Origin of the sequence: Rhizobacter sp. OV335 (assembly GCF_900142965.1) — a bacterium.
Taxonomy (GTDB): Bacteria; Pseudomonadota; Gammaproteobacteria; order Burkholderiales; family Burkholderiaceae_C; genus Rhizobacter.
Genome location: NZ_FRCQ01000004.1, coordinates 20406 through 37638, shown reverse-complemented (window position 1 = coordinate 37638; position 17233 = coordinate 20406). Strand labels below are relative to the sequence as shown.

The 17233-nt window shown below is 69.6% G+C and carries 16 protein-coding genes; 12 read left to right on the top strand and 4 right to left on the bottom strand.

The window, feature by feature from the left end; genetic code table 11:
* The first annotated feature begins 6 nt into the window (after positions 1 to 6).
* From BUE42_RS05410 to BUE42_RS05400, 3 genes are read left to right on the top strand one after another with little or no spacing between them, the layout of a single operon-like run.
* Positions 7 to 753, top strand: a complete 747-nt coding sequence (locus tag BUE42_RS05410) for a MipA/OmpV family protein (protein WP_235002122.1) — start codon at positions 7 to 9, stop codon at positions 751 to 753.
* Between the two features lie 17 nt (positions 754 to 770).
* Positions 771 to 1454 (top strand): response regulator transcription factor, encoded by a 684-nt coding sequence (locus BUE42_RS05405; protein ID WP_073463496.1) that lies wholly within the window; start codon positions 771 to 773, stop codon positions 1452 to 1454.
* Positions 1426 to 2790, top strand: a complete 1365-nt coding sequence (locus tag BUE42_RS05400; RefSeq protein WP_073463494.1) for a sensor histidine kinase — start codon at positions 1426 to 1428, stop codon at positions 2788 to 2790. Before BUE42_RS05405 ends, BUE42_RS05400 begins: the two co-directional genes overlap by 29 nt.
* Before the next feature lie 29 nt (positions 2791 to 2819).
* On the opposite strand, the gene BUE42_RS05395 is transcribed toward BUE42_RS05400, so the two are convergent.
* Positions 2820 to 3332: a DUF3455 domain-containing protein gene (locus BUE42_RS05395; RefSeq protein ID WP_073463492.1), complete on the bottom strand. Its 513-nt coding sequence runs from the start codon at positions 3330 to 3332 to the stop codon at positions 2820 to 2822.
* Between the two features lie 107 nt (positions 3333 to 3439).
* Between BUE42_RS05395 and BUE42_RS05390 the strand changes: the two genes are divergently transcribed.
* On the top strand, positions 3440 to 4378 hold the full coding sequence (locus tag BUE42_RS05390; RefSeq protein WP_073463490.1) for an extracellular catalytic domain type 1 short-chain-length polyhydroxyalkanoate depolymerase: 939 nt from the start codon (positions 3440 to 3442) through the stop codon (positions 4376 to 4378).
* Positions 4379 to 4387: 9 nt separating this feature from the next.
* Here BUE42_RS05390 and BUE42_RS05385 read toward each other — a convergent pair whose 3' ends face one another.
* A complete protein-coding gene (locus BUE42_RS05385; protein WP_073463488.1) occupies positions 4388 to 5626 on the bottom strand; it encodes an HD-GYP domain-containing protein in 1239 nt (412 codons plus the stop codon).
* Between the two features lie 163 nt (positions 5627 to 5789).
* Positions 5790 to 6002: a DUF3563 family protein gene (locus tag BUE42_RS05380; protein WP_073463485.1), complete on the bottom strand. Its 213-nt coding sequence runs from the start codon at positions 6000 to 6002 to the stop codon at positions 5790 to 5792.
* A gap of 140 nt (positions 6003 to 6142) precedes the next feature.
* On the opposite strand from BUE42_RS05380, the gene BUE42_RS05375 reads away from it, so the two are divergent.
* The 7 genes from BUE42_RS05375 to BUE42_RS05345 all read left to right on the top strand — a co-directional run bounded on the left by BUE42_RS05375 (position 6143) and on the right by BUE42_RS05345 (position 15356).
* A complete protein-coding gene (locus BUE42_RS05375) occupies positions 6143 to 8296 on the top strand; it encodes an ATP-binding protein (protein ID WP_073463483.1) in 2154 nt (717 codons plus the stop codon).
* A 164-nt stretch (positions 8297 to 8460) separates the two neighbouring features.
* Entirely contained in the window at positions 8461 to 9642 is a 1182-nt protein-coding gene (locus tag BUE42_RS05370; protein WP_073463845.1) for an ROK family protein, read from the top strand.
* A complete protein-coding gene (locus tag BUE42_RS05365; RefSeq protein ID WP_073463481.1) occupies positions 9639 to 11126 on the top strand; it encodes a sugar ABC transporter ATP-binding protein in 1488 nt (495 codons plus the stop codon). Before BUE42_RS05370 ends, BUE42_RS05365 begins: the two co-directional genes overlap by 4 nt.
* Positions 11107 to 12123 carry an ABC transporter permease gene (locus tag BUE42_RS05360; RefSeq protein WP_073463478.1) on the top strand — a complete coding sequence of 339 codons (1017 nt, stop codon included), beginning with the start codon at positions 11107 to 11109 and terminating at the stop codon, positions 12121 to 12123. Before BUE42_RS05365 ends, BUE42_RS05360 begins: the two co-directional genes overlap by 20 nt.
* Positions 12124 to 12207: 84 nt before the next feature.
* Positions 12208 to 13158 carry a substrate-binding domain-containing protein gene (locus BUE42_RS05355; protein WP_073463476.1) on the top strand — a complete coding sequence of 317 codons (951 nt, stop codon included), beginning with the start codon at positions 12208 to 12210 and terminating at the stop codon, positions 13156 to 13158.
* A gap of 34 nt (positions 13159 to 13192) precedes the next feature.
* Positions 13193 to 14191 (top strand): sugar phosphate isomerase/epimerase family protein, encoded by a 999-nt coding sequence (locus BUE42_RS05350; RefSeq protein ID WP_073463474.1) that lies wholly within the window; start codon positions 13193 to 13195, stop codon positions 14189 to 14191.
* A gap of 13 nt (positions 14192 to 14204) precedes the next feature.
* Positions 14205 to 15356 (top strand): Gfo/Idh/MocA family protein, encoded by a 1152-nt coding sequence (locus BUE42_RS05345; protein WP_073463472.1) that lies wholly within the window; start codon positions 14205 to 14207, stop codon positions 15354 to 15356.
* A 7-nt stretch (positions 15357 to 15363) separates the two neighbouring features.
* Here the strand turns inward: BUE42_RS05345 and BUE42_RS05340 are convergent, their stop codons facing one another.
* On the bottom strand, positions 15364 to 16323 hold the full coding sequence (locus BUE42_RS05340; RefSeq protein WP_073463470.1) for an inositol monophosphatase family protein: 960 nt from the start codon (positions 16321 to 16323) through the stop codon (positions 15364 to 15366).
* Between the two features lie 117 nt (positions 16324 to 16440).
* On the opposite strand from BUE42_RS05340, the gene BUE42_RS05335 reads away from it, so the two are divergent.
* Complete coding sequence (locus BUE42_RS05335) at positions 16441 to 17160, top strand: RNA methyltransferase (protein WP_073463468.1); 720 nt, start codon at positions 16441 to 16443, stop codon at positions 17158 to 17160.
* Positions 17161 to 17233 lie beyond the last annotated feature (73 nt).

The window sequence follows — 17233 nt, the reverse complement described above, 5'->3', positions numbered from 1 at the left end:
CTCTCCATGCTCGCCCTGTCCGCCGCCCCGCTGGTGATGGCACAGCCGCAGCCGGGAGAGGATCAACCCGCGCCGCCGCCCTCGGGCTGGGGCCTGGGCATCGGTGCCGGCTGGCAGCGCCCGGTGTACACGGGCGCCGAGAACAAGACCCGCGTGCTGCCGCTGATCAGCTTCGAGAACGAGTACGTGCGCGTGCTGGGCCTCGGCGCCGACCTGAAGCTGCCCTCTGCCGGCCCGGTGTCGTTCGCGCTGCGCGCGCGCTATGCGCTGGGCGACGGCTACGAGTCGGACGACGCGCCCATCCTCAACGGCATGGAAGAGCGCAAGCCGAGCTTCTGGCTGGGCGGTGCGGTGCAATGGCGCACCGAGTACGCGAAGCTGTCGGCCGAGCTGGCCGGTGATGCTTCTTCGCACAGCAAGGGCACCGAGGCGCGCCTGGGGGTGGAGCGCGACTTCCGCTTCGGGCGCTTCATGTTCACGCCGCGTGTCGCCGCGGTCTGGCGCGACGCGAAGTACGTCGACTACTACTACGGCGTGCGGCCGGAGGAAGCCACTGCATTCCGGCCGGCCTATGAGGGCCGCGCCACCACCAACGCCGAGCTCGGCCTGCGCACGTTCTACGGCCTGTCGCCGCGCGACGGCGCGTTCCTCGACGTGAGTGCCACCGCGCTCGGCTCGAGCATCAAGGACAGCCCGCTGGTCGACCGCCGCATCCTGCCGGCGGTGCGCCTGGGTTACCTTTACCGCTTCTGAGCTGACAACCCCCGACGATGAACCGTGTCGTGCTGGTCGAAGATCACACCCGCCTGGCCGCGCTGGTCGGCAAGGCGCTGTCCGGCGCGGGCATCGAGGTCGATGCCTTCGAGCGCATCGAGCCGGCCTGGCATGCACTCGCCGAGGCCGACTACGCCGCGCTGATCGTCGACCGCGGCCTGCCCGACGGCGACGGCCTCGACCTGGTGCGCCGCCTGCGCGCGGCCGGGCAGCGCGTGCCCTGCCTGATGCTGACGGCGCGCGACGCGCTGCACGACCGCGTGGCCGGGCTGGAGGCGGGTGCCGACGACTACCTGGCCAAGCCGTTCGCGATGGAGGAACTGGTGGCCCGCGTGCGCGCGCTGATGCGCCGCCCGGCCCAGCTGCAAAGCCTGTCGCCGGCCTTCGGCGACCTGCAACTGCGGCCGGAGGCCGGCTGCATGAACTGTGGCGCCGAATCGGTGACGCTGCCGCCGGCCGAGCTGCAGATCATGCTCAGCCTGGTGCGCGCGGCCGGGCAGACGGTGCGCCGCACGGCCATGGAGCGCGCGGCCTGGGGCGTCGACGAGGCGGTGACGCCGAACGCGCTCGACGTGGCGCTGCACCGGCTGCGCAAGAAGCTGCCGGCGATCGGCTCGGCGCTGGAGATCGTCAACGTGAGGGGCCACGGCTATGCGCTTCGGCATCCGGATTCCGTCTAGCCTCGCGGCCCAGCTGCTGCTGGCCGCGATCGGCGGGCTGCTGGTCGTGATGCTGCTGGCCGGCGCGGTGCTGGCCACCGTGGTGCTGCTGGTGCCCTCCGATGCGACGCGTCACGGACTGGACGACACCGCCGAGCACATCGAGCAGGGGCTGCGTTTCGATGCCCAGGGGCGGTTGGTGCAGGTGCAGCTGAGCGACAAGCACCAGGCGATGGTGGACGGCCTGCCGAAGGATTTCAGCTACCGCGTGCTGGACGCGCAGGGCCGGGTGTTGCTGGCCAGCGAGGACGGGCCGGCCGCACAGGTGCTGGCGGCGCAGCCGGTGGTCACCGACGGGCAGCTCACCTCCGTGGCGGCCGGCAAGGTGACGCTGCAGATCCTCAGCCAGCCGTTCCGGCGTGCCGGGCGCGACTACGTGATCCAGGTGGCGCGCAGCGAGCGGCTGGAGACGGTGCTGCGCCGGGTCGGTGGCGGCATCTTCGTGAAGGGCGGCATCGTTGCCGCGGTGCTCGCGGTGGGCGTCTTCACCGGCGTCGTGCTGCTGACGCTGCGCCGCCTGCTGGAGCCGGTGCGGGCCGCGTCGCTCGCGGCGGCGCGCATCGGCCCGCACAACCTGAAGGCGCGGCTCGACGGCGCTCGGCTGCCGCGCGAGCTGTCGCCGCTGATCGAGGCTTTCAACCAGGCACTCGCGCGGCTGGAGACCGGCTACCGCGTGCAGCAGGAATTCCTGGCCGCGGCGGCGCACGAACTGAAAACGCCGCTGGCGCTGATTCGCGCCGAGGTGGAGCTTGACGAAGAAGGCGGCGAGCGCCGCGAGCTGCTGCTGAAGGACCTGGATTTCATGGCCCGGCAGGTGCACCAACTGCTGCACCTGGCCGAGGTCAGCGAAGCGCAGAACTACATCTTCGAGACCACCGACGTGGGCAGCACCGTGGCCGATGCGGCCGGGCAGCTGGAGCGGCTGGCCGGACGGCACGCGGTGGCATTGCAGGTGGAGCGGCCGGCCGCGGCGGTGCGGATGCAGGCCGATGCCGGGGCCTTGTTCATCCTGGTGAAGAACCTGGCCGAGAACGCGATCCTGCATTCACCGCCGGGCGCGGTGGTGACGCTCGCCGTCGATGCGCAGGGGCTGCGCGTGCGCGACCAGGGCCCGGGCATCGCGGCAGCCGACCTGCCGCGGCTGTTCGAGCGCTTCTGGCGCGGCAACGGCAGCGCGCACCAAGGGGCGGGGCTCGGGCTGTCGATCTGCCGCGAGATCGCGCGGGCGCATGGCTGGACGCTGGCGGCCGCGAATGCGCAGGGCGGGGCCGAGTTCAGCCTGATCTTTTCAGCCTGACCTTTTCAGCCACACATCCGCGAGCTTCCTCAGGGCGCCAGCAGGATGTAGTCCGCGGTGTACGGCACCCGCTCGGTGCGGCCCAGGCTCGTGGCATCGCAGCCGGTTGCAGGCGCCGCGCCACCGGCGGTGTTGACGCGCTGCACGCTGGTGATCTTCGTCAGGCGGCCCGGCCCGCCCACCGAGCGTGCCGACAGCAGCAGCCACGGGATCGCGCCGGCCAGCGGTGCATCGGCGCGGGCCTTCACGGTGCCGACGATGCGGCTGCCGTCGGCCACTTCCCAGTGCGGGCCGGCGTAGTGCCTGCCGGCGGGCGCGCCCTGCGTGTCGAACAGCTCGGCCTCGGGCGCGACGAACACCCATTCGGTGCCGGTTCCGCCGACCTTGTTGCGGCATTCGTAGATCTGTACGCCGCGGGCGGCCAGCCGTTCGACGGCCCGTTCGCCGCTCGGCACCAGGTTGGACGGCACCGCGACGCTGGCCGGTTGCGAGGCGCAGGCGACCAGTGCGAGGGCGCCGAGGCAGGACGTGAGCTTGAACATGGGAGTCTCTCCTGTGACGAATTTGAAATGGAACGTAGCAGATGCGGCGATCCGCGCCCAGGCCAGGGTCGTAAGCTCGGCGCGAGATCTTTCAGCGAAGGGAAACTATGCGCTGCCTGACCCGCTTTGCCGCGGCCCTGGGGCTGCTGTTGTGCAACAGCCTGTGCCACGGGCAGGACGACATGACGGCCGGCATCGCCGCGCCGGGCGACTACCGTTACACGATCCGCCACGGCGGGCTCGACCGCATGGTCCGCGTGCACGTGCCGAAGGGCTTCGATGCCGCGAAGCCGCAGACGCTGATCGTCGCGCTGCACGGTGGCGGCGGCAGCATGGACTACCAGGCCGACGACGCGAACTACGGGCTGATCAGCCTGTCGGAGCGCCAAGGCGTGGTGCTGGTGTTCCCGAACGGCTTCAGCCGGCTGCGCCGCGGCACGCTCGCCACCTGGAACGCCGGCACCTGCTGCGGCACCGCACGCGACCGTGACGTCGACGATGTCGGCTTCATCCGGCAGGTGGTCGCGAACCTGCAGCAGCAGATGGTGGTCGACCGCAGCCGCATCTTCGCGACCGGCATGTCCAACGGCGCGATGATGGCCTACCGCCTCGCGTGCGAGGCGAGCGACGTGTTCAGCGCGATCGCCGCGGTGGCCGGCACCGACAACACGCGCCGCTGCGCGCCGGCGCGCCCGGTCAGCGTGCTGCACATCCATGCACGCAACGACCCGATGGTGCCGTTCGACGGTGGGTTCAGTAGCAACACGCGGCTGCGCGCGGCGACCTCCGAGTTCAGCTCGGTGTCCGACACGATGGCGCGCTGGGCCCGCCACGACGCCTGCTCCGCGACGCCGCAGACGGTGCTTGCGGTGCCGGGCGCCCGCTGCGAGGCCTACCCGTCGTGCGGCAGCGGTGCGCAGGTGAAGCTGTGCGTCACCGAGACCGGCGGCCACTCCTGGCCGGGCGGGCAGAAGGCACGCGGCGAGGCGCCGAGCCAGGCGGTGTCGGCCAACGCGCTGATGTGGGAGTTCTTCAACCGGCCGTGAAGGCCGAGCTCAGTTGCGTTTCACGCCCGCCAGGATGTCCAGATCCTTGAACTGCCAGTCGTCCGGCGATTCGCAGCGCAGCACCTTGTCCTGGCACCACCCGCTGCCCAGGTCCATCTCCAGCGGCTCGATGCGCATGTTGGACTTGGTGCTGAAGAAGGCCTTCACCTTCGGCTGCAGCAGGTTCTGCGCGTTCTGCGCCGTCACCACCGCGAGCTTGCCGGACTGCAGCCGCAGCAACGAGCCGACCGGGTAGATCCCCACCGTCTTGACGAAGGCCTGGAACACGCGCGGCTCGAAGTGGCCCTTCCACTGCGCCATGCGGCGCAGCGCTTCGCCCGGATCCCAGCCGCTCTTGTACGGCCGCACCGAGGTGACCGCGTCGTACACGTCGCACACCGCGCCCATCTTCGCGAACAGGCTGATCTGCTGGCCCGAGAGCTTGTGCGGGTAGCCGCTGCCGTCGACCTTCTCATGGTGGTGCAGGCACACGTCGAGCACCACCGCGCCGGCGCTGCCGCCTTCGAGCAGCATCTCGTGGCCGCGCTCGGGGTGGCTCTTCATGATGTCGAACTCGGCGTCGGTGAGCTTGCCGGGCTTGTTCAGCACGTCCAGCGGCATCACCGCCTTGCCCAGGTCGTGCAGCATGCCGGCGAGGCCCGCCTTCTTCAGCTGCTCGCCCTGCAGGCCGAGCTGGCGGCCGAGCGACACCATCAGCGCGCACACCGCCACCGAATGCATGTAGGTGTATTCGTCGGCGCGCTTGAGCCGTGCGACGCTGATCAGCGCGCCAGGGTTGCGCAGCACCGATTCGGAGATTTCCTCGACGAGTTCCTCGCACTGGCCGGCGTCGATCGCCTTGCCGAGGCGGGCTTCGCCGAACATCGACGCGATCTTCGGGACCGAGCGGCGGTACAGCGCGGCGGCCTTGGCCATCGCGGCGTCGCCGCTGTCGAGGGCGTCGAACTCCATCGGCATCGACGCGACGAACTCCAGTTCGCGCTCGACCTCGTCGGCGACCGCTTCCTGGGTGATGGCCCGTACCGTGGCCGCGGGCCCTTCGACATCCAGGCCCTTGTCGGTGTCGATCCAGAGCTCGGCCACGCCGCCGGACTTGATGCGTTCGAAGTCGGCGTCGCTCTTCAGCGTGAATTTGGAACGCCAGAACGGGTGATCCATCCACGAGCCGCAGAACTCGTGGACGTGCATGCCCATGCGCAGCTGTCCAACGGAAATCTTCTTGATCACGCTCGGTCTTTCGTCACGGGAGAGCCGAAGGCTTGAATGTGTGCGGAATGTCGCGCCGTGGACAAACCGGGGGAGCAGGGTACCCGGTGCTTATCGGCCGAGGTGACGGTGCCTTGAGCGCTGGCGTCGGATGCGTTGGAAAGTGCCGGAAGCGGCCGGTGCGTCAGTGGCGATGGCGCAGGAAGTTCAGCCGGACGTGCGCGTCCAGGGTGGCAAGGCGATCCAGGTGGTGCAAGCGTCGTTCCAGGTCGACCATGTCCGTGGCCTCGGCCAGGAGGTCGTCGCGCCGGGGCTGGGCGGGCAGCAGGCGGTGCAGGCCGGCAAGGGTGCGTCGGGCCAGGGACAGGGCAGGGCGCAGTGCGCGGAACGAAGGCATGGCGGGTGGTTTCGGAGTGGGACCGCCACTGTGGGGCGGCCGTGCTTCGCGCCCACTTCAGCGCAGCACAACGGGGTTTCATTTGTTGGATCGGGTCCCCCCAATTGCGCCGCCCGCCGCGCCGGGCTACAAGCCATCCCATGCCCACCACCCCGCCGGCGAACGCCGCCCTGCATCCGCCGCGCCGCAAGTTCGCCGCCTTGCTGGCCGGCGCCGCGCTGGCCGCCTCGGTGCTGATCGGCTGGCTGCTGTGGACGGCACGGCAGGACGCCATCCAGTCCGCCCAGACCACCGCGTTGAACTACGCCCGCACGCTGGAGGTGCGCATGGACGGCACCTTCCGCCGCACCGATGCCGTGCTGCGCACGCTGACGCAGCTGGTGCCGCCCGAGGCGCTCGCGCCGCAGGGCGAGCTGGCCTACGCCAAACAGGTCAACGGCGAGCTCGACGCGATGCTGCGCGATTTCGACGAGCTGATCGCGCTGCGCATCATCGATACACACGGCGACCAGCGCTACGTGACCGCGTCGGCCAGCACGCCGATGGCGAACTACGCCGACCGCTCGTTCTTCAAGGCCTACCAGCGCGACGCTCAGGCGGAACTGCTGTTCACCGATGTGGTGACCGGCCGCGTCAGCCAACGCCAGACGATCGTGATGACGCGCCCGCTGCGCGATGCGCAAGGCCGGTTCGTCGGCGCCGCGCTGGCGCCGCTGGACCTCAGCTACTTCCAGCAGCAGTTCCGCAAGCTCGACATCGGCCGCAACGGCACGGTGTTCCTGCGCCGCGTGGAGGCCGGGCAACTGGTGCTGCGCTGGCCGCAGATCGACGCCGAGGTCAACAAGCCGATGCCGCCGAGCCAACCGATCCTGCTGGCGGTTCGCTCGGGGCAGCAGGAGGCGGTGAACGAGTACGTCGCCTTCACCGACGGCGTGCGGCGCATCTCGGGCACCGTCGTCGTGAAGGGCTACCCGTTCTTCCTGACGGTGGCGCTCAGCCACGACGACGTGCTCGCCAGCTGGCGCCGCCTGGCGCTGTTCACCACGCTGGCCTGGCTGCTGCTGCACGTGCTGATCATCGTGATGGTCCGCCGGCTGTGGCGCAGCGACCGCGAGCGCCGCTCGCTCGAGGCGCAACTGCGCGAGTCGCAGCGCATCGAATCGATCGGCACGCTGGCCGGCGGCATCGCGCACGATTTCAACAACATCCTGGCGGCGATCCTGGGCAACGTCGCGCTGGCGCGCGAGGACATCGGCGCCGGCCACCCGGCGCTCGCGAGCATCGAGCAGATCCACAAGGCCAGCGTGCGCGCCCGCGACCTGGTGCAGCAGATCCTCGCGTTCGGCCGCCGCCAGCCGCAGGCGCTGGTCAACCAGCCGCTGCAGCCGCTGGTGGAGGAATCGGTGCGGCTGCTGCGCTCCACGCTGCCGGCCGCGGTGTCGCTGGAATGCCGGGTGACGGCACAGCCGCTGCACGTCAACGCCGACGGCACCCAGGTGCAGCAGGTGTTGATGAACCTGTGCACCAACGCCTGGCACGCGTTGCAGGGGCGGCCGGGGCGCGTCGAGGTCGGGCTGGAGCCGCACGAGGTGGCGCCGGGCGAAGAGCGCGCCGTCGGCACCACGCCGCCGCTGGCCGCCGGCCACTATGCGCACCTCTGGGTGCAGGACCAGGGCTGCGGCATGGACGCGGCCACGCAGGCGCGCATCTTCGAGCCGTTCTTCACCACGAAGCCGACCGGGCAGGGCACCGGGCTCGGCTTGTCGGTGGTGCACGGCATCGTCGCGGCGCACCACGGCGCGATCCGCGTCGACAGCCAGCCCGGCTTGGGCACGACGATGCACCTCTACCTGCCGACCACCGATGCGGCACCGGTCGAGGAGGCGGCGCCGGTCACCGCGCCCGGTGCGCTGCAGGGCGCCGGGCAGCACGTGGCCTATGTCGACGACGACGAGGTCATCGTGCTGATGGTGGAGCGGCTGCTGCTGCAGGCCGGCTACCGCGTCACCGCGTTCCGCGAGGGGCACGAGGCGGTGGCGGCCATCGCGGGCAAGCCCTTCGACTTCGACCTGGTGATCACCGATTTCAACATGCCCGGCTACTCGGGCCTGGACGTCGCGCTGGCGCTGCACGAGGTCCGCGCCGACCTGCCGGTGGTGATCAGCTCCGGCTACATCACCGAGGAACTGCAGGCCCGGGCCGCCGCTGCGGGCGTGCGCGGCCTGATGCGCAAGCAGAACACGATGGAGGAGTTGCTGCGGCTGGTGCGCAAGATCCTGGCGCCTTCGGCCTGAATTTGGTCAAAGATCGCGCTTGCGGCGCCGAAGTGCTGTTCTTAGCATCCGCTCCAAGGCGCTCGGCCCGGACGTTCCGGCTCGAAGACGACCACAAGCAGGCCGACCACGGCCGCAAGGAGACAAGCAAGGTGATCCGCTGGGACGATCTGTCGCCGGGTGAACTGGCTGTGCTGGAGACCGTGTTCTGGTCGGCCAGCAGCTCGCGCAGTGCGCTGGCCGCCGCATCCACCTTCTCGAAGAGCAAGGCCAACGCGGCCGTCGCCGGCTTGGTCGAGCGCGGGCTGCTGGAAGAAATCGGCCTGCAGGCCTCGTCCGGTGGCCGCCGGCCCGAGGCGCTGCGCATGAGCCGGTCGGTCGGCGTGCTGGCCTGCATCGACCTCGGCGCGACCAGCCTCGACGTCGCGATCCTGTCGCCCGACATGGGCGTGCTGGCCCACCACGCGGAGCCGGCTGACGTGCGCGCCAGCCCGGCGGTGCTGCTGTCGCGCATCCGCGACCTGCTGCGCGAGCTGCTGCAGCGCTGCGGCGCGACCCGCAAGGAGGTGATCGGCATCGGCATGGGCGTGCCCGGGCCGGTCGCGTTCAGCAGCGGCCTGCTCGTCAACCCGCCGCTGATGCCGGGCTGGGAAGGTTTGTCGATCCGCGACGTGCTGGGCGAGGACTACGCCGCGCCGGTCTTCATCGACAACGACGTCAACGTGATGGCGCTCGGCGAGCTGTGGCGGCTGCACCGGCAGCTGCCGAACTTCCTGGTGGTCAAGATCGGCACCGGCATCGGCTGCGGCATCGTCTGCCATGGCGAGGTCTACCGCGGTGCCGACGGCTCGGCCGGCGACGTCGGCCACATCTGCGTCGACCCCGACGGCCCGCGCTGCCACTGCGGCAACCTCGGCTGCGTCGAGGCGATGGCGGCCGGGCCGGCGATCTCGCGCATGGCGGTCGAGGCGGCGCAGTCGGGGCAGAGCGCCTTGCTGGCCGAGGTGCTGAAGACGCAAGGCAGCATCTCGCCGGTCGACGTCGGCCAGGCGAGCCGCGCCGGCGATGCGGCTGCGCACGGCATCGTGCAGAAGGCCGGCACGCGGATCGGGCAGATGCTGGCCTCCATCGTCAACTTCTTCAACCCGTCGCATGTGTTCATCGGCGGCGGCATCACCGGCATCGGGCCGCTGCTGCTGGCGTCGATCCGGCAGAGCGTGTACCACCGGTCGCTCGCGCTGTCGACGCGGCACCTCGACATCCAGTACGCGCCCTTGGGCGAGCGCACCGGCGTGATCGGCGCGGGCGTGCTGGCGCTGCAGGAGACGATGCGCGCACGCGGCGGCGTTCCGGAGGCCGTGACATGAGTCTCCAGGTGGCCTTCGCCGATGTGACCAAGGACTTCGGCCCGGTGCGCGTGCTGCACGGAGTCAGCTTCGAGCTCGAGCCCGGCCGCGTCGTCGGCCTGCTCGGCGAGAACGGCGCCGGCAAGTCGACGCTGATGAAGATCCTGTCCGGCTACGAGGCCTTGAGCGACGGCGAACTGCGCATCGACGGCACGCCGCAGCGCTTCACGAACTCGCGCGATGCCGAGCGCTGCGGCATCGTGCTGATCCACCAGGAGTTCAACCTCGCCGAAGACCTGAGCATCGCGCAGAACATCTTCCTCGGGCACGAGCGCCGGCGCGGCTGGCTGCTCGACGACGCGGCGATGCGCGACGAAGCGCGCCGCGTGCTGCAGCAGGTGGGCCTGCAGGCCGACCCCGACACCCGGGTGCGCGAGCTGATCGTCGCCGAGAAGCAGTTGGTCGAGATCGCGAAGGCGCTGTCGCGCAAGGCGCGGCTGCTGATCATGGACGAGCCGACCGCGACGCTGACGCCCGGCGAGACGCAGCGCCTGTTCGCGCTGATCGCGCAGCTGAAGGCCGACGGCGTGACCATCGTCTACATCTCGCACAAGCTCGACGAGGTGGAGCGCATCACCGACGAGATCGTCGTGATGCGCGACGGCCGCTTCGTCACCCGCGCGCCTACCGCCGGGCTGTCGCGCCAGCAGATGGCCAACCTGATGGTCGGCCGCGAGCTGTCGGACATGTTCCCAGTCAAGTTGCCGGTGGTCGGCGCGCCCGCACCGCTGCTGAAGGTGGACGGCCTCAGCGTGCCCGGCTGGGCGCACGACGTGAGCTTCGAGGTGCGCCCGGGCGAGATCCTCGGCTTCGCGGGGCTGGTCGGTGCCGGCCGCACCGAGATGTTCGAAGGCCTGCTGGGCCTGCGCCCGCGCAGCGCCGGCCGCATCGAGCTGAATGGAAAAGAGCTCCAGTTGCGCAGCCCGCGCGAGGCGGCGCAGCACGGGTTGACCTACCTCAGCGAAGACCGCAAGGGCAAGGGCCTGCACGTGCGGCTCTCGCTGCGCGACAACCTGACGCTGATGGACCTGGCGCGCCACACGCACCCGCTGCTCGACCCGGCGTCGGAGCAGCGCGCGCTGGAGCAGGCGGTGGCGGATTTCGGCATCCGCACGCGCGAACTCGGCAGCAAGGCATCGTCGCTGTCGGGTGGCAACCAGCAGAAGCTCGCGATCGCGAAGGTGCTGCAGCCGCAGCCGCGCGTGGTGGTGCTCGACGAGCCGACGCGCGGCGTCGACGTCGGCGCCAAGCGCGACATCTATTTCCTGATCCAGCGCCTGGCCGAACAGGGCCGCGGCGTGGTCGTCATTTCATCCGAGCTGATCGAGCTGATCGGCCTGTGCCACCGCGTCGCCGTGATGCGCGCGGGCCGGCTGCAGGCCACGCTGTCGGCCGACCACCTGACCGAAGAGGAGCTCATCGCTCATGCCACAGGCACCCACTGACGCAGCGGCGGAGAAGCCCGCTGCCACGACGAGCGCCCGCCGCTGGAGCGTGAAGCTGCAGGCAGCCGGCCCGTGGCTCGGCCTCGTGCTGCTGTGCATCGCCGGCACGCTGCTGAACGGCGATTTCGCGACCTGGGACAACGCGATGAACGTGCTGACCCGCACCGCCTTCATCGGCATCATCGCGGTCGGCATGTGCTTCGTGATCATCAGCGGCGGCATCGACCTGTCGGTCGGCTCGATGGCGGCGCTGATCGCCGGCAGCATGATCCTGCTGATGAACGGCATCGCCGCGCAGGTCGGCTCGCCGCTGCTGACGGTCGCCATCGGCATCGTGTTCGCGCTCGCGCTCGGCGCGATCTTCGGGCTCGCGCACGGGCTGCTCGTCACCAAGGGGCGCATCGAGCCCTTCATCGTGACGCTGGGCACGCTGGGCATCTTCCGCGCGTACCTCACCTACCTGGCCAACGGCGGCGCGATCACGCTCGACGGCAAGCTGTCCGACGCCTACAGCCCGGTCTACTACGGCAGCCTGCTCGGCGTGCCGTTCCCGATCTGGGTGTTCGCCGCGGTCGCGCTGATCGGCGCGCTGATCCTGAACCGCACCGGCTACGGCCGCTACGTGCAGGCGATCGGCTCGAACGAGCAGGTGGCGCGCTATGCGGCGGTCAACGTCGACCGCATCAAGGTGCTGACCTACATGCTGCTCGGCGTGTGCGTCGGCGTGGCCACCGTGCTGTACGTGCCGCGGCTGGGCTCGGCCTCGCCGACGACCGGCCTGCTGTGGGAGCTGGAGGCGATCGCCGCGGTGATCGTCGGCGGCACCGCGCTGAAGGGCGGCGAAGGCCGCATCACCGGTACCGTGATCGGCGCGATCCTGCTCTCGGTGATCAGCAACATCCTGAACCTCACCAGCATCATCAGCGTGTACCTGAACGCCGCCGTGCAGGGCGTCGTGATCATCATCGTCGCGTTCCTCCAACGAGGAAGGCGCTAGAAAGATTTCACCCGGCCGGCAACGGTCATGTTCCGCAGAGACCCCGATCGAGTCCCGATCGACACACAACAGGAGACGAGTTCCATGAAGTTCATTCCCCGCATCCTCGTGACGCTGGCGGCACTGGCCGCAGGCGCCGGCGCGTTCGCGCAAGACAAGGTCGTGATGGGCGTGTCCATCCCGGCCGCCACGCACGGCTGGGCCGGCGGCGTCGTGTATTGGGCCAACCGCACCAAGGCCGAACTGGAAAAGGCGCACCCCGGCCTGCAGGTGATCGTGAAGACGGCCGGCTCGGCCTCGGAGCAGGCCAACCAGGTGCAGGACCTGCAGACCGTCAACAAGATCAACACGCTGGTGATCCTGCCCTTCGAATCGGCGCCGCTGACGCAGCCGGTCGCGCAGGTCAAGGCCAAGGGCGTGTTCGTGACCGTGGTCGACCGCGGCCTGACCGACACCAGCGCGCAGAACGCCTACGTGGCCGGCGACAACCCCGGCTTCGGCAAGGTGGCCGGCGAGTACATGGCCAAGGCGATGGGCGGCAAGGGCAACGTGGTGATCCTGCGCGGCATTCCGACGGTGATCGACAACCAGCGCGTCGACGCGTTCAACGCGGTGATGAAGGCGAACCCGGGCATCAAGGTGCTGGACGCCAAGCACGGCAACTGGAACCGCGACGATGCGTTCAAGGTGATGCAGGACTACCTGACCCGCTTCAAGCAGATCGACGCGGTGTGGGCCTCGGACGACGACATGGCGGTGGGCGTGCAGAAGGCCATCGAGCAGGCCAAGCGCAGCGACGTGAAGCTGGTGATCGGCGGCGCCGGCTCGAAGGACTACATCAAGAAGGTGATGGACGGCGACAAGATCGTCAGCGCCGACGTGACCTACTCGCCCAGCATGATCGCCGACGCGATGAAGATGACGGCCGAGGCGCGCGTGAAGGGCGCGGCGATGCCGGCCACGACCATCATCCCGTCGGTGCTGATCACCAAGGACAACGCGGCCAAGTACTACGTGCCGGACTCCCCGTTCTGAGGTTTCCCGTTCTGACCTGAAGGAGGACCAGACCATGGCCAGACCCGTCACCCTGTTCACCGGCCAGTGGGCCGACCTGTCGCTTGCCGAACTGGCGCCCCTCGCCAAATCGATGGGCTACGACGGGCTGGAGCTCGCCTGCTGGGGCGACCATTTCAACGTGCAGGAGGCCCTGCAGTCGGAGCGCTACGTGGCCGACAAGCGCCGGCTGCTGGAGCAGCACGGCCTGCAGTGCTTCGCGATCGGCAACCACCTGACCGGCCAGGCGGTGTGCGATCTGATCGACGAGCGGCACAAGGCGATCCTGCCGGCCCATGTCTGGGGCGACGGCGAGCCCGAGGGCGTGCGCCGGCGCGCCGCGAAGGAGATGCAGGACACCGCGCGCGCTGCCGCGAAGTTCGGCGCGAAGACGGTGACCGGCTTCACCGGTTCGTCGATCTGGCATGCGCTGTATGCCTTCCCGCCCACCAACCAGGCGTTCTGGAACAAGGGCTTCGAGGACTTCGCGACGCGCTGGACGCCGATCCTCGACATGTTCGAGGAGGTCGATGTGAACTTCGCGCTCGAGGTGCACCCGACCGAGATCGCGTTCGACATCGCAAGCAGCCAGCGCGCGATCGACGCGGTGAAGGGCCACGCGCGCTTCGGCTTCAACTTCGACCCGAGCCACCTCGGCTACCAGGGCGTCGACTACGTCAAGTTCCTGCGCAGCTTCGGGCCGCGCATCTTCAACGTGCACATGAAGGACGTGTGGTGGGGCAAGGGCGACGGCACGGTCGGCGTGTTCGGCGGCCACACCAGCTTCGGCGATGCGCGGCGCTTCTGGGATTTCCGCAGCGTCGGGCGCGGGATGATCGACTTCGAGGGGATCATCGTCGCGCTGAACGACATCCGCTATGCCGGGCCGCTGAGCGTCGAGTGGGAAGACAGCCGCATGGACCGCGTGCATGGCGCGACCGAGAGCGCGGCGTTCTCGCGCCGGCTCGATTTCAAGCCGTCGGCGCGTGCGTTCGACGCGTCGTTCGAGAAGTGAGAAGGGGCTGCTGATGCGCAAGCTGCGATATGCGATGGTCGGTGGCGGCCGGGGCGCGTTCATCGGTGCGGTGCACCGCAAGGCGATGGCGCTGGACGGGCAGATCGAGCTGGTGGCGGGGGCGCTGTCGGCCGATGCCGAGCGGGCGCGCGCCTCGGGGCGCGACCTCAGCCTGGCCGAGGCGCGCAACCACGGCAGCTGGCAGGCGCTGCTCGACGACGAGTTGAAACGTCCGCGCGGCGAGCGCATCGATTTCGTCAGCATCGTGACGCCCAACCACGTGCACTTCGAGGTGGCGAAGGCCTTCACCGAGGCCGGCATCCACGTGGTGTGCGACAAGCCGCTGGTGCACACCAGCGAGCAGGCGCAGGCGCTGGTCGCGGCGCGCGAGCGCAGCGGCACGGTGTTCGGCGTCACGCACAACTACACCGGCTACCCGATGGTGCGGCAGGCGCGCGAGATGGTACGCAGCGGCGAGCTCGGCCCGATCCGCAAGGTGATCGTCGAATACAACCAGGGCTGGCTCGCGACGCAGCTGGAGACCACCGACCACAAGCAGGCCGACTGGCGGGTCGACCCGGCGAGGAGCGGCATCGTCGGCGCGATGGGCGACATCGGCACGCATGCGGAGAACCTGGTGGCCAGCGTCTGCGGGCTGGAGATCGAATCGCTGTGCGCCGACCTGACCGCCTTCGTGCCGGGGCGGCGGCTCGATGACGACGGCAACCTGCTGCTGCGCTACAAGGGCGGTGCGCGCGGCGTGATGATTGCGTCGCAGATCGAGATCGGCGGCGAGAACGACCTGCGGCTGCGGGTGTTCGGCACGCAGGGGTCGCTCGCCTGGCACCAGGAGGATCCGAACCTGCTGGTGCATGCCTCGCTCGACGGGCCGAAGCGCCTGCTGACGCGCGGGTCGCCGTGGCTGTGCGATGCGGCGAAGAAGGCCTCGCGGCTGCCGACCGGGCACCCGGAGGCGTTCATCGAGGCGTTCGCGAACCTCTACCTGGGGGTGGCCGAGGCGATCCTCGCGAAGGAGGAGGGGCGGGCGCTTGGCGCATTGGAAGGCGATTTCCCGACGCTCGCCGATGGCGCGCGCGGGGTGAAGTTCATGGAGAAGACGGTGGAGTCGAGCCGGTCCACCGCGAAGTGGACCGCCTGGGATTGACTGCCGGTCAGTCCTTCAGATCGGCCTTGCGGATCCGCACGGCCTTCTTCTTCTCCGGCTCGGCCGGCTTCGCCGTCGCCGCCAGCGCCGATTCGGGCGTCAGCGCATGCTCGGGTACACCGTCTGCCGCCACCGCCGCGGCGGCGGTGCCATCCGCCTTGATCACCCGCGTGTACGGCGCGAGGATCCCGACCATCTGCCCGTAGATCTTCGGGTTGCCGGCCACCACCTCGCGCTGGTACATGAAGTCGGATTCGCCGGTGAAGTTGCCGATCAGCCCGCCCGCCTCGGTGATCAGCAGCGAGCCGGCGGCGATGTCCCACGGGTTCAAGCCGGTCTCGAAGAAGCCGTCGTAGAAGCCCGCGGCCACGTAGCACAGGTCGAGTGCCGCAGCACCCGGGCGGCGCAGGCCGGCGCAGTTCTGCATCACCTCCTCGAACATCTTCACGTAGCGCTTGAAGTTGTCGCCCTTGCGGAACGGGAAGCCGGTGCCGATCAGCGATTCCTGCATGCGCGTGCGCTTGGAGACGCGCAGCCGCTTGTCGTTCAGGAACGCGCCGCGGCCCTTCGAGGCGTAGAACAGGTCGTTGCGGGTCGGGTCGTAGACCACCGCCTGCTGGATCTGGTCGCGGAACGCCAGCGCGATCGAGACCGCATAGACCGGGAAGCCGTGGATGAAGTTGGTGGTGCCGTCCAGCGGGTCGATGATCCAGACGTATTCGCTGTTCTTCGCACCGTGCGTGCGGCCGGATTCTTCGGCCAGGATGCCGTGGCCGGGGTAGGCCGTGAGCAGCGTCTCGATGATGACCTGCTCGGCCATCTGGTCCACCTCGGTCACGAAGTCGTTCGGCGACTTGGTGTTCACCTTCAGCAGGTCGAGGTCGAGCGACGCCCGGTTGATGATCGCGCCGGCGGCGCGTGCGGCCTTGATGGCCACGTTGAGCATGGGATGCAGTGCTTGCGACATGAGGCGCCCTGAAGGGTGAGAGGCAGACGGAGGTGAGAAAGAGCGTGCGGCGCGCGGGGCGCTGCGGATAATCGCGGATTTTAGCCGTTCGTCCCTGGGGAAATCCCCGAGCCACCGATGTCCACCGACAGCACCCGCTTCATCCTGCTCAACACCAGCCACTACGGCAACATCGGCGCCACCGCGCGCGCGATGAAGACGATGGGCTTCTCCGACCTGGTGCTGGTCGCGCCGCGTTTTGCCGATGCGCTGGTGCACGAGGACACCGTCGCGATGGCCAGCGGTGCGGCCGACGTGCTGGTGCGCGCCCGTGTGGTCGCGAGCCTGGCCGAGGCGCTCGACGGCGTCAGTTACGCCTGCGCCACCGCGATGACGCCGCGCGATTTCGGCCCGACCACGCACGCGCCGCGGCCGCTGTTCGCCGAGCTGGCGCGCAGCGAGCAGCGCGTGGCCTTCGTGTTCGGCTCCGAGCGCTTCGGCATGTCGAACGACGACGTCTACCGCTGCCACGCCTGCATCAGCATCCCGACCCACCCCGACTACGGCTCGCTGAACCTCGCGCAGGCGGTGCAACTGCTGGCCTACGACTGGCGCCAGGCGCTCGGCGGCTTCGACGTGGTGCCGCGCGTGTCCGACCCGACCCTCGCCGACGGCGCGCAGGTACAGGGCCTGCTCGATCACTGGCAGCAGGCGCTCGCCGACATCGGCTTCCTCGATCCGGCGGCGCCGAAGAAGCTGATGCCGCGGCTGAACCAGCTGATCAACCGGGCCGGGCTCAGCGCGGAAGAAGTGCACATCCTGCGCGGCATCGCGCGGGCGATCCAGCGCCGAGGCTGAGCCGATGCGCTTGTCCCTGATGCCCACCGACTTTCAAGCTGCCAGATAAACTGGCCCGCCCCGGTCTCACCCC

Excerpts from the sequence above, each read along its gene's own strand:
- BUE42_RS05380 (WP_073463485.1), bottom strand. The coding sequence starts at position 6,002 with ATGCCTTCGTTCCGCGCACTGCGCCCTGCCCTGTCCCTGGCCCGACGC.
- BUE42_RS05410 (WP_235002122.1), top strand. The coding sequence starts at position 7 with ATGCTCGCCCTGTCCGCCGCCCCGCTGGTGATGGCACAGCCGCAGCCG.
- BUE42_RS05400 (WP_073463494.1), top strand. The coding sequence starts at position 1,426 with ATGCGCTTCGGCATCCGGATTCCGTCTAGCCTCGCGGCCCAGCTGCTG.
- BUE42_RS05360 (WP_073463478.1), top strand. The coding sequence starts at position 11,107 with ATGCCACAGGCACCCACTGACGCAGCGGCGGAGAAGCCCGCTGCCACG.
- BUE42_RS05375 (WP_073463483.1), top strand. The coding sequence starts at position 6,143 with ATGCCCACCACCCCGCCGGCGAACGCCGCCCTGCATCCGCCGCGCCGC.
- BUE42_RS05345 (WP_073463472.1), top strand. The coding sequence starts at position 14,205 with ATGCGCAAGCTGCGATATGCGATGGTCGGTGGCGGCCGGGGCGCGTTC.
- BUE42_RS05335 (WP_073463468.1), top strand. The coding sequence starts at position 16,441 with ATGTCCACCGACAGCACCCGCTTCATCCTGCTCAACACCAGCCACTAC.
- BUE42_RS05365 (WP_073463481.1), top strand. The coding sequence starts at position 9,639 with ATGAGTCTCCAGGTGGCCTTCGCCGATGTGACCAAGGACTTCGGCCCG.
- BUE42_RS05350 (WP_073463474.1), top strand. The coding sequence starts at position 13,193 with ATGGCCAGACCCGTCACCCTGTTCACCGGCCAGTGGGCCGACCTGTCG.
- BUE42_RS05395 (WP_073463492.1), bottom strand. The coding sequence starts at position 3,332 with ATGTTCAAGCTCACGTCCTGCCTCGGCGCCCTCGCACTGGTCGCCTGC.
- BUE42_RS05340 (WP_073463470.1), bottom strand. The coding sequence starts at position 16,323 with ATGTCGCAAGCACTGCATCCCATGCTCAACGTGGCCATCAAGGCCGCA.
- BUE42_RS05405 (WP_073463496.1), top strand. The coding sequence starts at position 771 with ATGAACCGTGTCGTGCTGGTCGAAGATCACACCCGCCTGGCCGCGCTG.
- BUE42_RS05355 (WP_073463476.1), top strand. The coding sequence starts at position 12,208 with ATGAAGTTCATTCCCCGCATCCTCGTGACGCTGGCGGCACTGGCCGCA.
- BUE42_RS05390 (WP_073463490.1), top strand. The coding sequence starts at position 3,440 with ATGCGCTGCCTGACCCGCTTTGCCGCGGCCCTGGGGCTGCTGTTGTGC.